The sequence below is a fragment of the Roseovarius sp. B-10 genome, assembly GCF_056859295.1.
Map to the genome: position 1 here is coordinate 106143 of NZ_JBSXOE010000037.1, position 19321 is coordinate 125463.

The 19321-nt window shown below is 63.9% G+C and carries 16 protein-coding genes; 15 read left to right on the forward strand and 1 reads right to left on the reverse strand.

Translation table 11 applies throughout. The annotated features are described in order from the left end of the window. Window positions 1-19 precede the first annotated feature (19 nt). The 5 genes from AC13D8_RS14640 (at window position 20) to AC13D8_RS14660 (ending at window position 6265) form a co-directional block, all read left to right on the forward strand. On the forward strand, window positions 20-829 hold the full coding sequence (locus AC13D8_RS14640; RefSeq protein ID WP_482969428.1) for a taurine ABC transporter ATP-binding protein: 810 nt from the start codon (window positions 20-22) through the stop codon (window positions 827-829). Beyond that, entirely contained in the window at window positions 826-2091 is a 1266-nt protein-coding gene (locus AC13D8_RS14645; protein WP_482969429.1) for an ABC transporter permease, read from the forward strand. Before AC13D8_RS14640 ends, AC13D8_RS14645 begins: the two co-directional genes overlap by 4 nt. 125 nt (window positions 2092-2216) lie before the next feature. Further along, window positions 2217-3377, forward strand: a complete 1161-nt coding sequence (locus AC13D8_RS14650; RefSeq protein ID WP_482969430.1) for a CaiB/BaiF CoA transferase family protein — start codon at window positions 2217-2219, stop codon at window positions 3375-3377. A 42-nt stretch (window positions 3378-3419) separates the two neighbouring features. Then, window positions 3420-4115, forward strand: coding sequence for a hypothetical protein (locus AC13D8_RS14655; RefSeq protein ID WP_482969431.1), 696 nt, complete (start codon window positions 3420-3422; stop codon window positions 4113-4115). A 104-nt stretch (window positions 4116-4219) separates the two neighbouring features. Beyond that, entirely contained in the window at window positions 4220-6265 is a 2046-nt protein-coding gene (locus tag AC13D8_RS14660; protein ID WP_482969432.1) for an ASKHA domain-containing protein, read from the forward strand. A 9-nt stretch (window positions 6266-6274) separates the two neighbouring features. Here the strand turns inward: AC13D8_RS14660 and AC13D8_RS14665 are convergent, their stop codons facing one another. Further along, window positions 6275-7459, reverse strand: coding sequence for a M24 family metallopeptidase (locus AC13D8_RS14665; RefSeq protein WP_482969433.1), 1185 nt, complete (start codon window positions 7457-7459; stop codon window positions 6275-6277). 175 nt (window positions 7460-7634) lie between these two features. On the opposite strand from AC13D8_RS14665, the gene eutB reads away from it, so the two are divergent. The 10 genes from eutB (at window position 7635) to AC13D8_RS14715 (ending at window position 19299) form a co-directional block, all read left to right on the forward strand. Further along, the gene (gene eutB, locus AC13D8_RS14670; RefSeq protein ID WP_482969434.1) at window positions 7635-8642 is read left to right on the forward strand and encodes a hydroxyectoine utilization dehydratase EutB; all 1008 of its coding nucleotides are present in this window, start codon (window positions 7635-7637) and stop codon (window positions 8640-8642) included. Continuing rightward, complete coding sequence (locus AC13D8_RS14675) at window positions 8639-9208, forward strand: flavodoxin family protein (RefSeq protein ID WP_482969435.1); 570 nt, start codon at window positions 8639-8641, stop codon at window positions 9206-9208. Before eutB ends, AC13D8_RS14675 begins: the two co-directional genes overlap by 4 nt. 3 nt (window positions 9209-9211) lie before the next feature. Further along, a complete protein-coding gene (locus AC13D8_RS14680) occupies window positions 9212-10201 on the forward strand; it encodes a cyclodeaminase (RefSeq protein WP_482969436.1) in 990 nt (329 codons plus the stop codon). Further along, window positions 10198-10671, forward strand: coding sequence for an Lrp/AsnC family transcriptional regulator (locus AC13D8_RS14685; RefSeq protein ID WP_104020386.1), 474 nt, complete (start codon window positions 10198-10200; stop codon window positions 10669-10671). Before AC13D8_RS14680 ends, AC13D8_RS14685 begins: the two co-directional genes overlap by 4 nt. A 108-nt stretch (window positions 10672-10779) precedes the next feature. Beyond that, window positions 10780-12255 (forward strand): NAD-dependent succinate-semialdehyde dehydrogenase, encoded by a 1476-nt coding sequence (locus AC13D8_RS14690; RefSeq protein WP_482969437.1) that lies wholly within the window; start codon window positions 10780-10782, stop codon window positions 12253-12255. A gap of 66 nt (window positions 12256-12321) precedes the next feature. After that, a complete protein-coding gene (locus AC13D8_RS14695; RefSeq protein WP_482969438.1) occupies window positions 12322-13692 on the forward strand; it encodes an aminotransferase in 1371 nt (456 codons plus the stop codon). Window positions 13693-13932: 240 nt separating this feature from the next. Then, window positions 13933-15027 carry an ABC transporter ATP-binding protein gene (locus tag AC13D8_RS14700; RefSeq protein ID WP_482969458.1) on the forward strand — a complete coding sequence of 365 codons (1095 nt, stop codon included), beginning with the start codon at window positions 13933-13935 and terminating at the stop codon, window positions 15025-15027. A gap of 112 nt (window positions 15028-15139) precedes the next feature. Next, entirely contained in the window at window positions 15140-16255 is a 1116-nt protein-coding gene (locus AC13D8_RS14705) for an extracellular solute-binding protein (protein WP_482969439.1), read from the forward strand. 92 nt (window positions 16256-16347) lie between these two features. Further along, a complete protein-coding gene (locus tag AC13D8_RS14710; protein WP_482969440.1) occupies window positions 16348-18078 on the forward strand; it encodes an ABC transporter permease in 1731 nt (576 codons plus the stop codon). 3 nt (window positions 18079-18081) lie between these two features. Then, window positions 18082-19299, forward strand: coding sequence for an ABC transporter permease subunit (locus AC13D8_RS14715; RefSeq protein WP_482969441.1), 1218 nt, complete (start codon window positions 18082-18084; stop codon window positions 19297-19299). Window positions 19300-19321 lie beyond the last annotated feature (22 nt).

A 19321-nucleotide genomic window follows, 5' to 3' on the forward strand; every position in this document is an offset into this window, starting at 1 on the left:
AGTCGAAAAGGGGCGGAGGATGTCGACACTCTCCATCGAAAACATCTCGATGCGGTTCGACCTGCCGAATGGCGGTCACGTTCAAGCGCTTCAGGATATCACGCTCGAACTTAACACCGGCGAGCTGATGAGCGTTCTGGGACCCTCGGGCTGCGGCAAGACCACGCTACTTAACATCCTAGCCGGTTTTCTTGCCCCGACCGAGGGCCGCATCATCCTCAACGATCATCCCGTAACCGGCCCCGACGCCGAACGCGGCATGGTGTTTCAGCAAGGCGCGCTGTTCGAATGGATGAGCGTGCGCGACAACGTCAGCTTTGGCCCCCGCATGGCCGGCAAGCGCGAGAAGGAATGGCGCGGCACGGTCGATCACCTGCTCGACGTGGTGGGCCTGCAGGATTTCAAGGACAAGGCGGTGTACGAGCTGTCAGGCGGGATGCAGCAGCGCGTGGCGCTGGCGCGGTGCCTGGCCAATGACCCCGACGTGATCCTGATGGACGAGCCGCTCGGCGCGCTCGACGCGCTGACCCGAGAAAAGATGCAAGGGCTGGTGCTCAAGCTCTGGAAGGAGACCGGCAAGACCATCATTCTCATCACCCACTCGGTCGAGGAGGCCCTCCTCCTGGGCGAGCGCCTGCTTGTCATGGCCCCGCGCCCGGGCCGCATCCACAAGGAATACCGCCTGCCCTTCGCCGATGACGGCGTGGGCAAGGACCTGCGCGAGGTCAAGAAGATCCCCGCGTTCGGGGAGAAACGCGAGGAGATCCTGTCGATGATCTGGGACATGGAAGAAGAGATCATGGGCCGCACAGAGGAGGTGGGCGCATGATCATCCTCATAATATATATCGCGATCTTCGCCGCGGCCTTCTTCGTGGTCCGCTTTGGCGTGCGCAAGTTCCGGCAGATGCGGGATTTCACCTCGCTCAAGACCGTCACCTTCGGTGATGAAAGCGCGGTGCGCCCCGACCGTTGGGCAAGCGTTATCTCGGTGGTGACGATATTCCTGTTGTGGGGCGCGTTCACGGGGTCGAACTGGGTGCCGATCCACGCGCCGGGCCCGTTCGTGGGCGATGCCGAATTCACCTACACACTCGAGGCCCCCGACGGAGCGCGCGATGACGCCACCGTTCTCGTTCGGGTCTTCAACGTCGGCGAAGAGGTCGAGATCCCAGAGGTGGAGCCGGGGGAGGGCTTTGCCAAGAACGACGCCTCGTCGGTAGGCGCATGGCGATCTGACCTCATCCTGATGGACAAGAACGACGAGATCACCCGCAAGGACGGGGCCAAGGTCGTGGCCATCGACGGGCAACCGATAAGCGCGGGCGAAACCGTCTCCGTTGCGGCGGGCAAGGTTGCGGTCACCTCCAAGGGATCGCTCAACTTCAGCCCCGCAGGCGGCATGCAGATGGAGCCGATCTGGCTGCCCCCGCCTGAAGACGTGGTCAAGCGGGTGGGCGAGATCGCGAATGAGGGCTATCAGAACTTCACCCTGTGGGAGCATCTCTACTGGTCGCTGTTCCGCGTCATCGTGGGCTTTGCGCTCGGGGCCGCTGTCGGCATCCCGCTGGGCTACGCGATGGGCCTCAGCGACTGGTTCCGCGGCTGGTTTGACCCGATCGTGGAATTCATGCGCCCCGTTCCGCCGCTGGCGCTTATCCCGCTGGTCATCATCTGGGCGGGCATCGGTGAATCGGGCAAGATCATCCTGCTGTTTCTCGCAGCCCTCTGGATCATGACCATCTCGGCACGCGCGGGTGTGTCGGGTGTCGCCATTTCCAAGGTGCACGCCGCCTATTCGCTGGGCGCGTCCAAGTGGCAATTGATGCGCCACGTGATCGTACCGAACTCCCTGCCCGAGATTTTCACCGGCGCGCGCGTCGCGATGGGTGTCTGCTGGGGCACGGTCGTGGCCGCCGAACTGGTGGCGGCGGAAAAAGGTGCGGGCATGATGATCATGGTCGCCTCGCGGTTTCAGCTCACTGATATCGTGATCATGGGGATCATCCTCATCGGTATCATCGGCTACGGTATCGACATCCTGATGCGCAAAGCCGAGACATGGCTGGTACCGTGGAAGGGCCGCATCTGACGGTGCAGCCAGAATAAACGCAAAAATAAAGGGGGTTGCATCGCGACCCCCTTGATCCGTGTTAGAGACACGTCACGCACGGTCGCTAGAACCGGACCAGAAACCACCGAAACAAGAGCCATGCCATGACCAGCCCGCTGCAAGACCTCCTCGTGCTCGACCTCACCCACGTTCTGGCAGGCCCCTTCGCCTCGCTTACCCTCGGCGATCTGGGCGCGCGGATCATCAAGGTCGAACGGCCCGGCACGGGCGACGACACCCGTGCCTTTCCGCCCTTCAAGGACGGAACAAGCGCCTATTTTGCCGCCATCAACCACGGCAAGAAGTCTATCGCGCTCGACCTCAAGGCCAAAGACGACCGCGCGATATTCGAGCAACTTCTTGAGCGCGCCGACATCGTGCTGGAAAACTTCCGCCCCGGCGTGATGGAAAAGTTGGGTTACGGCTGGGATGTTCTTCATGCCCGTTATCCGCGCCTGATCTATGGCGCAGTCAGCGGCTTTGGCCATACCGGCCCGGATGCGCTGCGGCCTGCCTATGACATGGTGGTGCAGGCGCGCGGCGGGGTGATGTCGATCACCGGCGAGGCAGGACGCGAGCCGGTGCGCGTCGGTGCCTCGATCGGCGATATCGTGGCGGGAATGTACCTGGTGCAGGGCGTGCTCGCCGCCGTGATAGACCGCGCGAAAACCGGCGCGGGGCGCAAGATCGATGTGGCCATGCTCGACAGCCAACTCGCGATTCTCGAACACGCGGTGGCGATCACCACCACCACGGGCACCCCGCCGGGACCATCCGGCGCGCGGCACCCCTCGATCAGCCCCTTCGAGACATTTCACGCCGCCGACGGCCTCTTTGTCATCGCCGCCGGAAACGACGCGCTCTTTGCCCGGCTTTGCGACGTGCTCGGCCTGCCGCTCGCGCAGGACCCGCGTTTCGCGACCAACTCGGCACGCTGCGAGAATGCGCGCACGCTCAAGCGGCTGATTGAGGCGATCACGCTCGACCAGCCGAAATCCCACTGGATCGAGAAGCTGGAAGCCTCCGGCGTCCCGACTGGCCCGATCCAGAACGTGGCCGAAGTGCTTCATGATCACCAGATTCTGGCGCGCAACATGGTGGTGGACGTGCTGGACACCGAGGGACAACCGGCCTTCGTGGCTGCTGGCAACCCGATCAAGATGAGCGGCCTTGAGGACACCGCGTCGCGCGCGCCCGCCCCATCGCTCGACGGGGATCGCGCGGCGATCCTCGATTGGCTGCAAAAGAACGTGAACAAAGCGTGACGCGCATTGTTCGAGCCGCAGATCACGGCCTAGACTCGGCACATGGAGAATAGCCGCCCGGCCCCTGCCACCCTGCCCGATCCCCCTCCCCTCAAGCTGGGCGTGCTGCGCACGCTCGCGCGGCTTGCCATCATCGCGCTTCTCGCGATCGGGCTGCACTTCGTCTTCGTCTGGGCGGAGAACTGGATCATGAGCAACGAGTACGGCTGGGCAATGCCGGGCCTGCTGCTGGCGGTGCTTGTCATCTATGCCGTGCTCATCGCGATCCCCTTCGTTCCGGGGGTGGAGATCGGGCTTTCGGTGCTTGCGGCAGGTGGACCCGGGATCGCGCCGCTGGTGTGGGTGGCCACGGCGAGCGGTCTGTCGCTGGCGTTCATCGTTGGGTGCACCGTGCCGATCGCCTGGCTGCGCCGCGTGCTTACGGATCTGCACATGATCCGCGCGGCACATAACGTGGCCCGGTTCGAAGTGATGCCGCAAGAAGGCCGGGTTGCGTTTATCCATGCTCTCCTGCCCCGCAAGTACTGCGGCTGGATCATCAAGTACCGCTACGTGAACCTCGCCGTTCTCATCAACATTCCCGGCAATTCGGTGATCGGCGGGGGCGGCGGGATCGCCTTCCTCTCGGGGCTTTCGGGCACGTTCCGCGCACCGCTGGCGATCCTGACCATCGCGATCGCCTCTGCCCCCGTGCCGCTAGCCATCTGGCTCTTCGGGCTGAAACTGCCCTGGGCCTGAGGCCGCCATGCCGCGCGCGTACCGATTCCTGACGCTTGCGGGCTTTCGGGCGCGCGCCTATGGCTTATGTTCCGACAAAGGCACATATGAGCAGGACCAGCCCCATGCCAAACGATCCTCTTGTCGTCTTCACCCCCTCGGGCAAGCGTGGGCGTTTCCCTGTGGGCACCCCGGTGCTCACCGCGGCGCGGCAATTGGGCGTCGATCTCGATTCGGTCTGCGGTGGGCGCGGTATCTGCTCGAAATGCCAGATCACGCCGGGCTACGGCGAGTTTTCCAAGCATGGTGTGACGGTCCGCGACAATGCGTTGTCGGAGTGGAACAAGGTCGAGGAGCGCTATGACCAGAAGCGCGGGCTAAAACCGGGTCGCCGCCTCGGCTGTCAGGCACAGGTCATGGGCGACGTGGTGATCGACGTGCCGCCCGAATCCCAGGTCCACAAGCAGGTGGTGCGCAAGGCCGCCTCGGCCCGGGTGATCGAGATGGACCCGGCAACCAAGCTCTATTTCGTCGAGGTGGACGAGCCCGACATGCACGAGCCGACCGGCGATCTGGAACGGCTCGCGCGCGCGCTGAAGCGCGAATGGGGCATCGGCGATATCCGTGCCGATCTCACGCTCCTTTCCAGGCTGCAACCGGTGCTGCGCAAGGGCAAGTTCCAGGTGACCGTGGCACTCCATCGCGGCCATGAGAACGACCCGGCGCAGGTGCTCGAAATCTGGCCGGGGCTACACGAGGACGGGCTTTATGGGCTGGCCATCGACCTCGGCTCCACCACCATCGCCGCCCACCTGACCGATCTCGTGACCGGCGAGGTAAAGGCGTCCTCGGGCATCATGAATCCGCAGATTCGCTTTGGCGAGGATCTGATGAGCCGGGTCAGCTATTCGATGATGAACCCTGGCGGCGACAAGGAGATGACGGCGACAGTGCGCGATGCGATCAACGCGCTGGCCGGGGAAATTGCCAGGGAGGCGGAGATTGACCCGGCGCTGATCGTCGAGACGGTCTTCGTCTGCAACCCGGTCATGCACCACCTCCTGCTCGGCATCGACCCGGTCGAACTCGGGCAGGCGCCTTTCGCGCTCGCCACCTCAGGCAGTCTGACCCTGGGCGCGAAAGAGCTCGATCTCGCCGCCATCAACCCGCGCGCGCAGGTCTATATCCTGCCCTGCATCGCGGGCCATGTGGGGGCCGATTGCGCCGCCGTGGCACTGTCGGAAGAGCCGGGCAAATCTGAGGATCTGGCCCTCATCGTCGATGTGGGCACCAATGCCGAGATCCTGCTGGGCGACAAGACCCGCGTTCTGGCGTGTTCCTCGCCCACCGGCCCGGCCTTCGAGGGCGCACAGATTTCTTCCGGCCAGCGGGCGGCACCGGGCGCCATCGAGGCGATCCGCATCGACCCCGAAACCAAGGAACCACGCTTTCGCGTTATCGGCTGTGACAAGTGGTCGGACGAGGACGGGTTCGCGGACGAAGTGGGCGCGGGTGGCATCACCGGCATCTGCGGCTCCGGCATCATCGAGGCGGTGGCAGAATTGCGCATCGCTGGGTTGATGGACGAGTCGGGTCTTCTGGGCTCGGCCGAGGCCACCGGCACGCCGCGCATGCAGGCGGAGGGGCGCACGCATGCCTACCTCATCCATGACGGCACCGACGAGGGCGGGCCGCGCATCACCGTGACGCAGGGCGACATCCGTGCCATCCAGCTCGCGAAATCCGCGCTGTATGCCGGTGCGCGCCTCTTGATGGACGAGCGTGGCGTGGACAAGGTGGACCGCGTCGTCCTCGCCGGCGCCTTCGGCGCGCATATCTCGCCCCTGCACGCGATGGTGCTGGGCATGATTCCCGACGTCCCGCTCGACAAGGTGACGAGCGCGGGCAATGCCGCCGGCACCGGTGCCCGCATCGCTCTCTGCAACGTGGCGGCGCGCCGTGAGATCGAGCGCGTGGTGGGCGAGATCACCAAGGTGGAGACCGCCATCGAACCGAAATTCCAGGAGCATTTCGTCGCCGCCAACGCGATCCCGCACAAGACCGCCCCGTTCCCGGAACTGCGCAAGGTAGTGACGCTGCCCAACCCCAGCTTCAACACCCATGGCGAGAGCGGGGCCGAGGGTGGGCGGCGCAGGCGCAGGCGGGGCTGAGGCTCGCCTTCAGTCCTTCACGAACATCTTGCGCGGCCGGTTGCAGAAGGTTTCGGCCGGGCCGGTCTCCTTGATGAGGATCGACTCGGTGATCTCCAGTCCCCAGTCGGACATCCAGAGGCCGGGCATGAAATGGAAGGTCATGCCTGGCTCCAGCACGGTCTCGTCCTCGGCACGTAGGCTTATGGTGCGTTCGCCCCAGTCGGGCGGATAGCTGAGCCCGATGGGATAGCCGCAGCGCGCACCGCGCTCGATTCCGGCGCGTTCCAGCGGTGCGGCGAGCGCATTGGCCACGTCGCAGGCGCGGCTGCCCGCCGTCGCGGCCTCGAGCCCCGCCTCCAGCCCCTCCACGAGCGCGCGCTCGGCGTCGAGCAGGAATTGCGGCGGCTTGCCGAGAAACAGCGTCCGGCAGAGCGGCGCGTGGTAGCGCCGATAACAACCGGAAATCTCGAAAAAGGTCGCCTCGCCAGTGGCGAACTCGCGCCCGTTCCACGTCAGGTGCGGGGCGGCGGCGTCCGAGCCCGACGGCAGGAGCGGCACGATGGCCGGATAATCGCCCCACGCGCCCTCCACACCCCGGATCGCGTCACGGAAAATCTCGGCCACGACCTCGTTCTTCGGGATGCCCGGCTCCACCCGCTCCATCAGCCCGTCGGTGATCTTTTCCGAGATCGCCGCCGCCTTGCGCATGAAGGCCAGTTCCTCCTCGGATTTCACCCCGCGCTGCCAGTTCACCAACGCGGTAACGTCGAGGAAGGTGGCCTCGGGCAGTTCCTCACGCAGCACCTGCATCGCCTTGGCCGAGAAATAGTAATTGTCCATCTCCACGCCGATGCGCTTATCCGCGAGCCCCATGCCGGTGAGGCGCTCGGCCAGATCCTGCATCGGGTGACGCTCGGTGGATTGGACGTAGTTGTCGGGATAGCCGATCACCCGGTCGTCGGTCATCCAGACCGTGCGCACGCCGCCATTGGCATCCTGGTTGCGGCCCCACCAGATCGGATCGGCGTCGGGCAACACGATCACCCCCTGGTGCACATAGAAAGACCAGCCATCATAACCCGTCAACCAATGCTGGTTCGACGGGTCGGTAACGAAAATCGCGTCGAGATCGCGCGCGGCCATCGCGCTCCGGGTTTTCTCGAGGCGGCGCTGGTATTCCTGCGGCGAAAAGGGGAGGTCTTTCTCGATCATGTGGTGGTCCGTCATCTGTAAACTGGGGTAACTTCGTCCGCCTTGGGGGATTTTTCCGGCGGCTGCCCCAAGAAACACGCCACCCGATGTCGTTTTCTGACCACCGTGTGACGCGGAGTTGACGCAAGCCGGAGCGGCGCGCAGATTGCGCAGACTTGCAGACAAGGAGACAGCGATGCGCCCCGTTCTGGCCGATGTGTACGCCGCCGCTCAGGTGATCGCCGGGATTGCCGATGCCACGCCGCTGGTGCCCTCACCCCACATGACCGATGTCGCCGGGCAGGAATTCCTGCTCAAGCTGGAGAACATGCAGCCCATCGGCGCATTCAAGCTGCGCGGGGCCTTGAATGCCGTGGCAGGGGTGAAGGAGGCGTCGGGCGTCACCTGCTGCTCCACGGGCAATCATGGGCGCGGCGTGGCCTATGCGGCGCGCGCGCGGGGCATCCGCGCGGTGATCTGCATGTCTGAACTGGTGCCGCAGGCCAAGGTGGACGGCATCCGCGCGCTTGGGGCCGAGGTGCGAATCGCGGGCCGCAGCCAGGACGACGCGCAGGCAGAGGCACAGCGTCTCGTGGCCGAGGAGGGGCTCACGGAAATCTCGCCCTTCGACGATCCAAGGGTAATCGCCGGGCAGGGCACCATCGGGCTCGAGATCATGGCAGCGCGGCCCGATACCGAGGTGCTCCTGGTGCCCTTGTCGGGGGGCGGGCTGGCGGCAGGCGTGGCGATGGCCGCCAAGGCGATCAAGCCGTCGATCCGCGTGGTGGGGATCAGCATGGACCGCGGTGCCGCGATGTATGAGAGCATCCGCGCGGGCCATCCCGTCGAGATCGAGGAGGTGCCGAGCCTCGCCGACAGCCTCGGCGGTGGGATCGGGATGCAGAATCGGCTCAGTTTCCCGATGTGCCGTGATTTCCTGGACGAAGTGGTCCTCGTTTCGGAAGAGGAAATTTACCACGCAATGCAGGCACTCTATTACGAGGACCGGATCGTGGCCGAGGGCGCCTGCGTGGTGGGGCTGGCGGCGGTGCTGTCAGGTAAGGTGAAGGTCACCGGCCCGACCGCCACCATCGTCACGGGCCGCAACCTTGACATGGAGATGTTCACCAGGATCGTGACGGGCCAGGACGTGCAACTGGGCGATGTGACTGTGAAGGGCCAGCCCTATCGGGGGCGCGCATGACCCGTATCGCCTGCCTGTTGGGAAGCCCCCGGCCCGGAGGCAACAGCGACCTGCTGGCCGGGCGGTTTTGCGAGACGGCGGAATCCCACGGTGCCGCCAGCCGTTGCCACGCGCTGCGGGATTTGCGGTTTCAAGGGTATTCAGAGACGGATTCAGATCCCTATGGTCCGGATGACGATCTGGCCCCGGTTTTGGCCGATGTGAAGGAAGCCGATGTGGTGGTGATGGCCACGCCGATCTATTTCTGCAACATGACGGGACTGCTGAAACAGGCGTTCGACCGGTTCTTCGGTTTCTTCAAGCCGGATTATGTGACCAATCCGGAGCCTTCGATTCTGAACCGGGGCAAGACGCTGGTTCTTGTGCAGGTGCAAGGCGAAGGGCCAAAGCGGTATGATGACTTACTGGGCCATTATGGCCCGGCGCTGGACAAGCTGGGCTTTGCCCGGCGCGAATTGATCCGGTCCTGCGGGGTACGGGCGCCGGGGGATGTGCTGAACGACAAGGCTGCGCTGGAACGCGCGGACACGCTGGCCGCAGGGCTGGCCCGTGCACAGGGAGGTTAACCGATGGCACATGATATCCGGATCGTGACCGAGGCGGAATTGCGCGCGGCGGTAGGGCTCGACCGCGAAACCGTGGCCGTGATCGAGCAAGCCTTTGGTGCGCTCTCGGATGGCGGGGTGGTGATGCCGCCGGTCATGTCGATGGAACTGGCCGAGGCGCATGGCGAGGTGGACGTGAAAACCGCCTATATCCCCGGCTTTGACGGGTTCGCGATCAAGGTCAGCCCCGGTTTCTTCGACAACCCCAGGCTGGGCCTGCCGAGCCTGAATGGCCTGATGATCCTGTTTTCGGCCAAGACCGGGCTGGTCGAGGCGGTGTTCCTCGACAATGGCTACCTGACCGATCTGCGCACGGCTGCTGCCGGCGCCGTGGCCGCGCAATACCTCGCCCCCGATCTGGTGCATACGGCAGGCGTGATCGGCTCTGGCGTTCAGGCGCGGCTTCAGGCGCGGGCGGCGCACCTGGTGCGGCCCTTTGACCGGCTACTGATCTGGGGCCGCGACGCAGACAAGGCCCGCGCCTGCGCCGACGATCTGTCGGACCTCGAATGCGATGTCCGCGTGGTCGATAACCCCGCCGATCTTGTGCGGGCGAGCCAGCTCGTGATCACCACCACCCCTGCCAAGGAACCCGTGGTCAAGGCGGGCTGGCTGCATCCCGAGTTGCACATCACCGCGATGGGATCGGATCAGGCGGGCAAGAACGAGATCGACCCGCAGGCGCTGGTGCAGGCCGATCTCTACGTGGCCGATCGCGCGCCGCAGGCCCGGAGCCTCGGCGAATTGCGCGCCGCGCTGGAGGCAGGCCTCTGGGCCGAGGACAACCCGGTGGAACTCGGCGACGTCATCCGTGGCCGCGCGCGCGGGCGACGCGACGCCGACGAGATAACGATCTGCGACCTTACCGGCACCGGCGCTCAGGACACCGCCATCGCCACCCATGTAATGACGTTGCTCGCGGGACGCGACTTGGGTGCGGTGATCCGCGCATGAGGCTCGACGCGCGCGATCTCGATATCCTGCGGGTGCTGGCCGACGAGGGCCGAATCACCAAGGCTGAACTCGCTACCCGCGTCGGCCTGTCGGCGAGCCCCTGCTGGGAACGGCTCCGGCGGCTGGAACAGGCCGGGCTGATCGAGGGCTATCACGCGCGCATCAGCCTGAAGAAGCTGGGGCCACATGTCACTGTCTTCGTCGCCGTCGAACTGGCCGACCACACGCCCGCGAGTTTCCGCGCCTTCGAGGACAGCGTGCAACATTATGCGCAAATCACAGCCTGCTGGGCCTTGGGCGGCGGGTTCGACTACCTGATGCAGATCGTGACCCGCGACATCGACGCCTATCAACGGCTCATAGACGAGATGCTGGAGGCCCGGATCGGGCTGGCGCGCTATTTCACGTATATCGTCACCAAGCCGGTGAAATCCCCGCGCCTGCCGCCGCTGGAGATGTTTTTCGGATGAATCATCTATTTCCACCAATTCTCTCAGAAGAATAATCTGAAAGCCACGGTGATATCAGCCCCACCCTCTGCGCAAAAAGCATATCTTTCTGCACGAAAGGAGGGCCAAATGTCCGATTCAGCGATCTGGACCCGTAACGGGATCACCGACACACGCCTTATCCGCAACTTCGCCTACGTGAACGGCAAATGGGAAGCCGGCGAAGGCGGCGCGACGATTACGGTCAATAACCCCGCCGATGGCGCAGCACTCGGTGACGTGGCGAGCCTCAGCGCCGATCAGGCGCGCGCGGCGGTGGATGCCGCGCAAGGCGCCTTTGACGACTGGGCGATGACGCTGCCACAGGACCGTTCCACCATCCTTCGCCGGTGGTTCGACCTGATGATCGAGCACCGCGAGGATCTGGCGCGGATAATGGTGCTGGAACAGGGCAAGCCGCTCTCGGAAGCACGCGGTGAGATCGACTACGCTGCAAGCTTCGTCGAATATTACGCAGAGGAATCGAAGCGCCCCAATATCGAGGGTGTCACCAGCCACCTGCCCGATGCAGAGGTCGAATTGTGGCTGGAGCCGGTGGGTGTTGCGGCCTTGATCACCCCGTGGAACTTCCCCGCCGCGATGCTGACGCGCAAGGCCGCGGCGGCAATGGCAGCGGGCTGCACCGTTGTGACGCATCCCTCTGGAGAGACACCCTATTCGGCGCTCGCCCTCGCCGAACTGGCCGAGCGCGCAGGCATCCCGGCGGGGGTGTTCAACGTGGTCACGGGCCGTGCGTCAACCGTGGTGGAGCCCTGGACCGAGGATACCCGCGTGCGCGCACTCAGCTTCACCGGTTCGACCAGTATCGGGCAGCTGCTTTATCGACAATGCGCGGGGACGGTGAAGAAACTGGTCATGGAACTGGGCGGCCACGCCCCGGTGATCGTGTTCAAGAACGCCGATCTGGAAACCTCGGTCGTGGAATCGATCAAGGCGAAATTCGCCACCTCCGGGCAGGATTGCCTCGGCGCGAACCGCATCTATGTAGAGCGCGCGATTTATGACGAGTTCTGCCGACGCTTTACCGACGCTACACAGACACTCAAGATCGGGCGCGGCATGGACGATCCGGACATCGGCCCGCTGATGAACGAGAAAGCGGTGCAGAAACAGGAAGAGCACGTGGCGGACGCGCTCAAGCACGGCGCGAAACTGGCCTGCGGCGGCAAGCGTGACGAGCTTGGCCCGCTTTTCTATCAGCCCACAGTGCTGACGGATGTGCCAGACGCCGCTGCGATCATGTGCGACGAGACTTTCGGCCCGGTGGCCGCGATCACGCCGTTCGACACCGAGGAAGAGGTGGTGCGCCGTGCCAATGCGACCGAGTTTGGCCTCATCGCCTATCTGCACAGCCATGACCCACGCCGCATCTACCGGATGACCCGGGCGCTGCAGTTCGGCATGGTGGCCGTCAATCGCACCAAGGTCACCGGCGCACCAATCCCCTTCGGCGGGGTCAAGCAATCGGGCCTGGGCCGCGAGGGCGCAAGGCGCGGCATGGAGGAATTCATGGAGATTAAATACGTCTGCCGCGATTGGGCGTGACGGACGGATCTTTGGATATTTTTGGCAAGATGAAGACGGGGGGCGCCCCCAATGAAAGGAACAACGATGCTGCGTAACGACCAACTCGATCAATGGGATCGCGAGAACTTCTTCCACCCCTCGACGCATCTCGCGCAATTCGCGCGCGGCGAGGCGCCGAACCGGATCATCACCGGCGGCAGCGGCTGCCATATCGAGGACCGCGAGGGTAACCGCCTGCTTGACGCCTTTGCCGGGCTCTACTGCGTGAACGTGGGCTACGGACGTCAGGACATTGCCGATGCGATCGCCGAACAGGCCAAGGAGTTGGCCTATTATCACGCCTATGTGGGCCACGGTACCGAAGCGTCGATCACGCTGGCCAAGATGATCCTCGACCGCGCGCCCGATCACATGAGCAAGGTCTATTTCGGCCTGTCGGGCAGTGACGCCAACGAGACCAACATCAAGCTGATCTGGTATTACAACAACATCCTCGGCCGCCCCGAGAAGAAGAAGATCATCTCGCGCTGGCGCGGATATCACGGCTCTGGCCTGATGACCGGCTCGCTTACGGGCCTGCACCTCTTTCACCAGAAATTCGACCTGCCGCTGAGCCAAGTGATCCACACCGAGGCTCCCTATTACTATCGCCGCGACGACGTGGGCATGAGCGAGGAGCAGTTCGTCGCCCATTGCGCGTCTGAGCTTGAGGCGCTGATCGACCGCGAGGGGGCCGATACCATCGCCGCGTTCATCGGCGAGCCGGTGCTGGGCACCGGGGGTATCGTGCCGCCGCCCGCCGGATACTGGGAGGCAATCCAGCCGATCCTCGAGAAGCATGACATCCTGCTCATCGCCGACGAGGTCGTAACCGGCTTCGGCCGCCTGGGCACGATGTTCGGCTCGGAGCATTACGGGCTCAAGCCTGACCTCATCACCATCGCCAAGGGACTGACCTCGGCCTATGCGCCGCTCTCCGGCTCCATCGTCAGCGAGAAGATGTGGAAGGTGCTGGAGCAGGGCACCGACGAGAACGGCCCGATCGGCCACGGCTGGACCTACTCGGCGCACCCCATCGGCGCGGCGGCGGGGGTGGCGAATCTCAAACTGCTCGATGAGCTCGACCTCATCGCGAACAACCGCGAGGTGGGTGGCTATCTCAACAGGACCATGACCGAGGCGCTCGGTGATCATCCGAACGTGGGCGAGGTGCGCGGTGAGGGGATGCTTTGTGCCGTCGAGTTCGTGAAGGACAAGGGCAGCCGCACCTTCTTCGATCCCGCCGACAAGGTCGGTCCGCAGGTCGCCTCGACGCTCGCTGCCGACCATGTCATCGGACGCGCCATGCCGCAGGGGGACATCCTCGGATTCGCCCCGCCGTTCTGCCTGACGCGCGAAGAGGCCGACGAGGTGGTGGCAAAAACCCTGCGCGCGGTGCAGGCGGTGCTAGGCTGAGTCCCGTGACAAGACCTGAACTTCAGGACATTTGGAGCGGCCCCGGCGCGGGGCCGCTCCAAAGATCGCAGGACAATCGCCCGGAATCGCTCAGTACGCAGTCGGTTTGGCCTGTCACAGCCCGAATTCTCAAAAAAGCGCCGCTTCAAGCTTGCAACAGAAGGCGTTTGTCGGTTTAGACTGCATTCAACGCGGGGAACACCGCAGCAAAATAAACACAGGGAGCCGCAATTGGCCGAGATCGCGACCAACGATGCGTTCGTCGAATTTGAACGCGTGCAAAAGAGCTATGATGGCGAGCAACTCGTCGTCAAAGACCTCAACCTGAACATGCCGAAAGGCGAGTTCCTGACCATGCTGGGGCCGTCCGGGTCGGGTAAGACTACCTGCCTGATGATGCTGGCAGGGTTCGAGACCGCAACCCACGGCGAGATCCGGCTTGACGGAAAGCCGATCAACAACATTCCGCCACACAAGCGCGGAATCGGCATGGTGTTCCAGAACTACGCGCTGTTTCCGCACATGACGGTGGCCGAGAATCTGGCCTTTCCGCTGGAGGTGCGCAAGATCGGCAAGTCCGACCGCGAGCAAAAGGTCAGGCGTGCGCTGGACATGGTGCAAATGGGCGATTTCGGCGGGCGGCGTCCCGCGCAGCTTTCCGGCGGACAGCAGCAGCGAATCGCGCTGGCGCGCGCGTTGGTGTTCGAGCCAGAGCTGGTGCTGATGGACGAGCCGCTGGGCGCGCTCGACAAGCAGCTGCGCGAGCACATGCAGTTCGAGATCACCAACCTGGCGCATGAGCTGGGCATCACGGTGGTCTACGTGACCCACGACCAGACCGAGGCGCTGACCATGTCGGACCGGGTAGCCGTGTTCGACGATGGCCGTATCCAGCAGTTGGCCGCACCCGACGAGCTCTATGAGAGTCCGCAGAACAGCTTCGTGGCGCAGTTCATTGGCGAGAACAACACGCTGGGCGGCACGGTCAAGGAGATCAAGGACGGCTTCGCGCTGGTCGAGGTGGACGGTGGCGGGCTGATCGACTGCAAGGCAGTCAATGTCGAGAAACCGGGTGACCGCACGCTCATCTCGATCCGCCCCGAGCGGGTGGAGACCAACATGGACCGGCTCAATGCCGATGCCCACACGCTTGATGCCGAGGTTCTGGAATTCATCTACATGGGCGACGTGTTCCGCACCCGCCTGCGCGTGGCCGGGCGCGATGATTTCATCATCAAGACACGGAACTCGGCGGACCAGACACGGCTAAAGCCGGGCACCAAGGTCAATATCGGCTGGCAGCCCGAGGATTGCCGCGCGCTGGACGCCGTCTAGGTCGTGACGTGTTCGCGCTCGTCAGAGGCGGGCGCGTGACCCCAGAGGTTCCGCTGTTCAACCCGTAGCACGGAGCCCGACAAGTGAAACGGGACTTACTTGGGAGTATAACATGAAACTCACAACGACGCTTCTGACCTCGACCGCGCTAACCGTCGCGGCAGGGGTTGCCGCCCACGCACAGGAAATGGCCAACGACATGACGTTTGTCTCCTGGGGTGGCGCCTATCAGGCCAGCCAGCAGAACGCCTATGCCGAGCCCTACAAGGAGATGCACCCCGAGGTGTCGATCGTCTGGGATGAAAGTTCCAACGAGGCAGTGGCCAAGCTGCGGGCCATGAACGAGGCCGGCAACATCACCTGGGATCTCGTGGACGTCGTGGCGGCCGACGCGATGCGCCTGTGCGACGAGGGCCTGGCGATGGAGATCGACCACGACGAGGTTCTCGCCGACGCGCCCGACGGCACCGAGGCCAGCGACGATTTCGGCGACCTGATCGTCAGTGACTGCTTCATCCCGCAGATCGTCTATTCCACCACCTTCGGCTATCGCACCGACATGGTGCCCGAAGGTGTCGAGGCACCGAACGATATCTGCGACGTCTGGGATACCGAGACCTATCCCGGCAAGCGCAGCCTCGAGAAGCGCCCGATCAACAACATGGAATGGGCCCTGCTCTGCGACGGCGTGGCCAAGGACGAGGTCTATGACGTGCTCGCCACCGACGAGGGGCAGCAGCGCGCGCTCGATAAGCTGGACGAGATCAAGGACGACGTTATCTGGTGGTCGGCCGGCGCCGACACGCCGCAGCTTCTGGCCGATGGCGAGGTCTTCATGGGCTCGACCTATAACGGTCGCCTGTTCTCGGCGATCGTGGAGCAGAATCAGCCGATCGCGATGATGTGGGACGCGCAGGTGTTCGACCTCGACGGCTGGATCGTTCCGGCCGGCCTGCCGGAGGATCGCCTCGCTCGCGTGATGGACTTCCTGCACTTCGCCACCGACACGCAGCGTCTGGCGGACCAGGCGGCCTATATCAGCTACGGCCCGGCGCGTGAATCCTCGGCACCGATGGTTGGCAAGCATGCCGAGCTCGGTATCGACATGGCACCCCACATGCCGACCGATCCGAACAATGCCAAGAACACGTTCCTCTACAATTACGAGTTCTGGGCGGATTACCGCGACGACATCGACGCCAAGTTTCAGGCGTGGCTGGCCCAGTAAGGGCAAGTCTTTCGGAAGGGGCCTTCGCGGCCCCTTCCGTCCTTTCATTGGTTTGACCCATTGAAGAATCAAAAGAAACCGACGGGGACGACATGAGCAATGTGACAGACGCCACGACAGGCGCAGGCGAGCCGGTGTCGGCCGATAATGGCACGCGGACCGCGAAGATAGAGAACGGCCCGGTCATGGCCGCCGACGGCCGCCCTCTGAAGCAAACGCTCAGGCGCACGCTTCGCCGCGAGAAGATGCGCGCGCTGTTGCTGATCGCGCCGCTGCTTATTTTTGTCGTCGTCACCTTTATTGTGCCGATCCTGTCGATGCTCTTTCGTTCGGTCGAGAACGATATCGTGCAGAACACCATGCCCGAGACGGTGCAGGCTCTGCAGGCCTGGGATGAGCAGGGCACCGAGCCGCCGGGCGATGAGGTTTTCGTCCCGCTGTATTTCGACCTCTTCAAGGCCTCTGAGGCCAAGGAACACACCAAGCTCGGCAGCCGACTCAACTATGAACAGCCGGGCTTGTCGTCGATGTTCCGCGGCACCGGTCGCGACCTCGACGATATGGGCGAGGAATTTCAGGACGTGTTCGAGGAAATCGACCCCGCCTTTGAGACCGCCGCCTTCTGGCACGAGCTGCTCTCGGGCGCGGGCGGCGAGGCTCTGCTGAAAGAGCGCCGCAACCTCTACGAGGCGTTGACTGGCGAGGAGATGCGGGGCGATGTCGGCTTCACCCCCTCGACAGAAATGGCCGAGATGCTGCCGTGGACCACAAAGGCCTACACCGATTTCGCGATCTGGACGGCCATCGAGGAAGAGGACGTGGTAGCCGAGGAAGAGCCCTGGGAGGCCGTCTATGCCGGTCTCGGCCAGGACTTGCGGAGCCCCGACACGGTGGCTGCGATCGAGGCCTATTCCGGCCCTTGGTCCACCACCCTCAAGGCCGCGGCGGAGAATCGCGACCAGCTGCCGCAAGACAGCTTTCGCGAGATGTTCGTGGCTTCCGACAAGGATTGGGGCAGCCTGAAGGCGTGGCGCACCATCTCGCTCTACAGCCCGCCCATCACCGCCGGCTATTTCCTGAATTCGGTGGATCTGACCAAGACCGTGGACGGGATCGAGGCGCGCCCCGAGACGCAGCAAATCTACCTCACGCTGTTCCAGCGAACGCTGATCATGTCGCTGATCATCACCGGCTCCTGCATCCTGCTGGGCTATCCCGTGGCGTGGCTCTTGGCCAACCTGCCGCTGCGCACGGCCAACGTGCTCATGATCCTCGTGCTGCTGCCGTTCTGGACCTCACTCCTGGTCAGAACCTCGGCATGGAAGGTTCTGTTGCAGCAACAGGGGGTGATCAACGAGATCCTCGTCTGGCTGGGCTTCGTCGATGACGCGAACCGCCTGATCCTGATGAACAACGCGACCGGCACCGTGATTGCGATGACGCATATCCTCTTGCCATTCATGATCCTGCCGCTCTACTCGGTGATGAAGACCGTCCCGCCCAGCTACCTGCGCGCGGCAAAATCACTGGGCGCCACCAACTGGACGGCCTTCTGGCGGGTCTATTTCCCGCAATCCGTCCCGGGGATCGGCGCGGGCAGCATCCTCGTCTTCATCCTGTCCATCGGCTACTACATCACGCCCGAGATCGTGGGCGGCACCAGCGGTGTCTTCATCTCCAACCGGATCGCCTATCACATTTCCTCGTCGCTCAACTGGGGGCTGGCCGCAGCGCTGGGCAGCATCCTGCTGATCGTGGTGCTGGCGCTCTACTGGTGCTACGATCGGATCGTGGGCATCGACAACGTGAAACTCGGAGGCTGAGGCATGTCCAACCTAATCGTCGATATCCCGCGCCCGCCGCTCAACGGCTTCACCCTGCCACTGATGGCGATTTTCGCCGGCTGTTTCGGCTTCGTCGTGGGCAACGTCTTTGCCCAGCCGCTGATCGGGTTCCTGATCGGAGCGGTGATCGGGGCCGGGGTAGCACTGCTGGCGCATAATTTGCCGCGCAGCCGCCGCAACGTCCGCCTCGGGCTGATCGCCGTCTTCGGGCTGATCGGCCTCTTTCTGGTGGGGCCTGGCGCACTGGTAGCGGGATTGCTGATCGGGGCGGTCCTGAGCTGGGCCGCCTACTGGCTGGACAGCGGCGCGTATCGCTCCCGCGTGCCGATCTACTACACCGCCGGGCAGACGCTTTGGCACAATTCCTTCCTGTTTATCTGTGGACTGGTCTTTTTCTTTCTGATCGCACCGCTGTTCCCGGTTATGTGGCTGAGCTTCAACGCCGAGAATTTCTTCACCTTCACGCCGGAAATGCTGAACTTCCAGGCAGAGGGTTATTCGCTCAAGCATTACCGCGATTTCCTCGGCACCGAGGAATGGATGGTGCCGCTGAAAAACTCGCTGATCATCGCGCCCTTTGCCACTTTCATATCGGTTAGCCTCGGCACGCTGGCGGCCATCGGCCTCAGTCAGTCACACGTGCCCGGACGGCAGGCGATCATGGCGATCCTGATCTCGCCGATGATCGTGCCACTGATCATCTCGGCCACCGGGATGTTTTTCTTCTACGCGCCGCTGGGCAACTGGCTGGAGGCCACTCTCGGGCTGAACCGCTCCTTCGTTGGCTACCTCAAGGTGATCCTCGCCCATGCCGCGCTGGGGGTGCCCTTCGTGATCATCACCGTGACCGCCACGCTGGTGGGCTTCGACAAGTCGCTGACCCGCGCCGCGGCCAACATGGGCGCAGACCCGGTGACCACCTTCTTTCGCGTGCAGATGCCGCTCATCCTGCCGGGGGTGATCTCGGGGGGGCTTTTTGCCTTCATCACCTCGTTCGACGAGGTGGTGGTGGTGCTCTTCGTCGGCTCGGCGCAGCAACAGACGCTGCCGTGGCAGATGTTCACCGGCTTGCGCGAGCAGATCAGCCCGACGATCCTGGCGGCGGCAACGATCCTCGTTACCGTGTCCATCTGCCTGCTGACCACGGTCGAGTTGCTCCGGCGCCGGTCAGAGCGGCTGCGAGGCCTGAGCCCGGGCTAACGCGACGTCCTGCTTGGCCCGC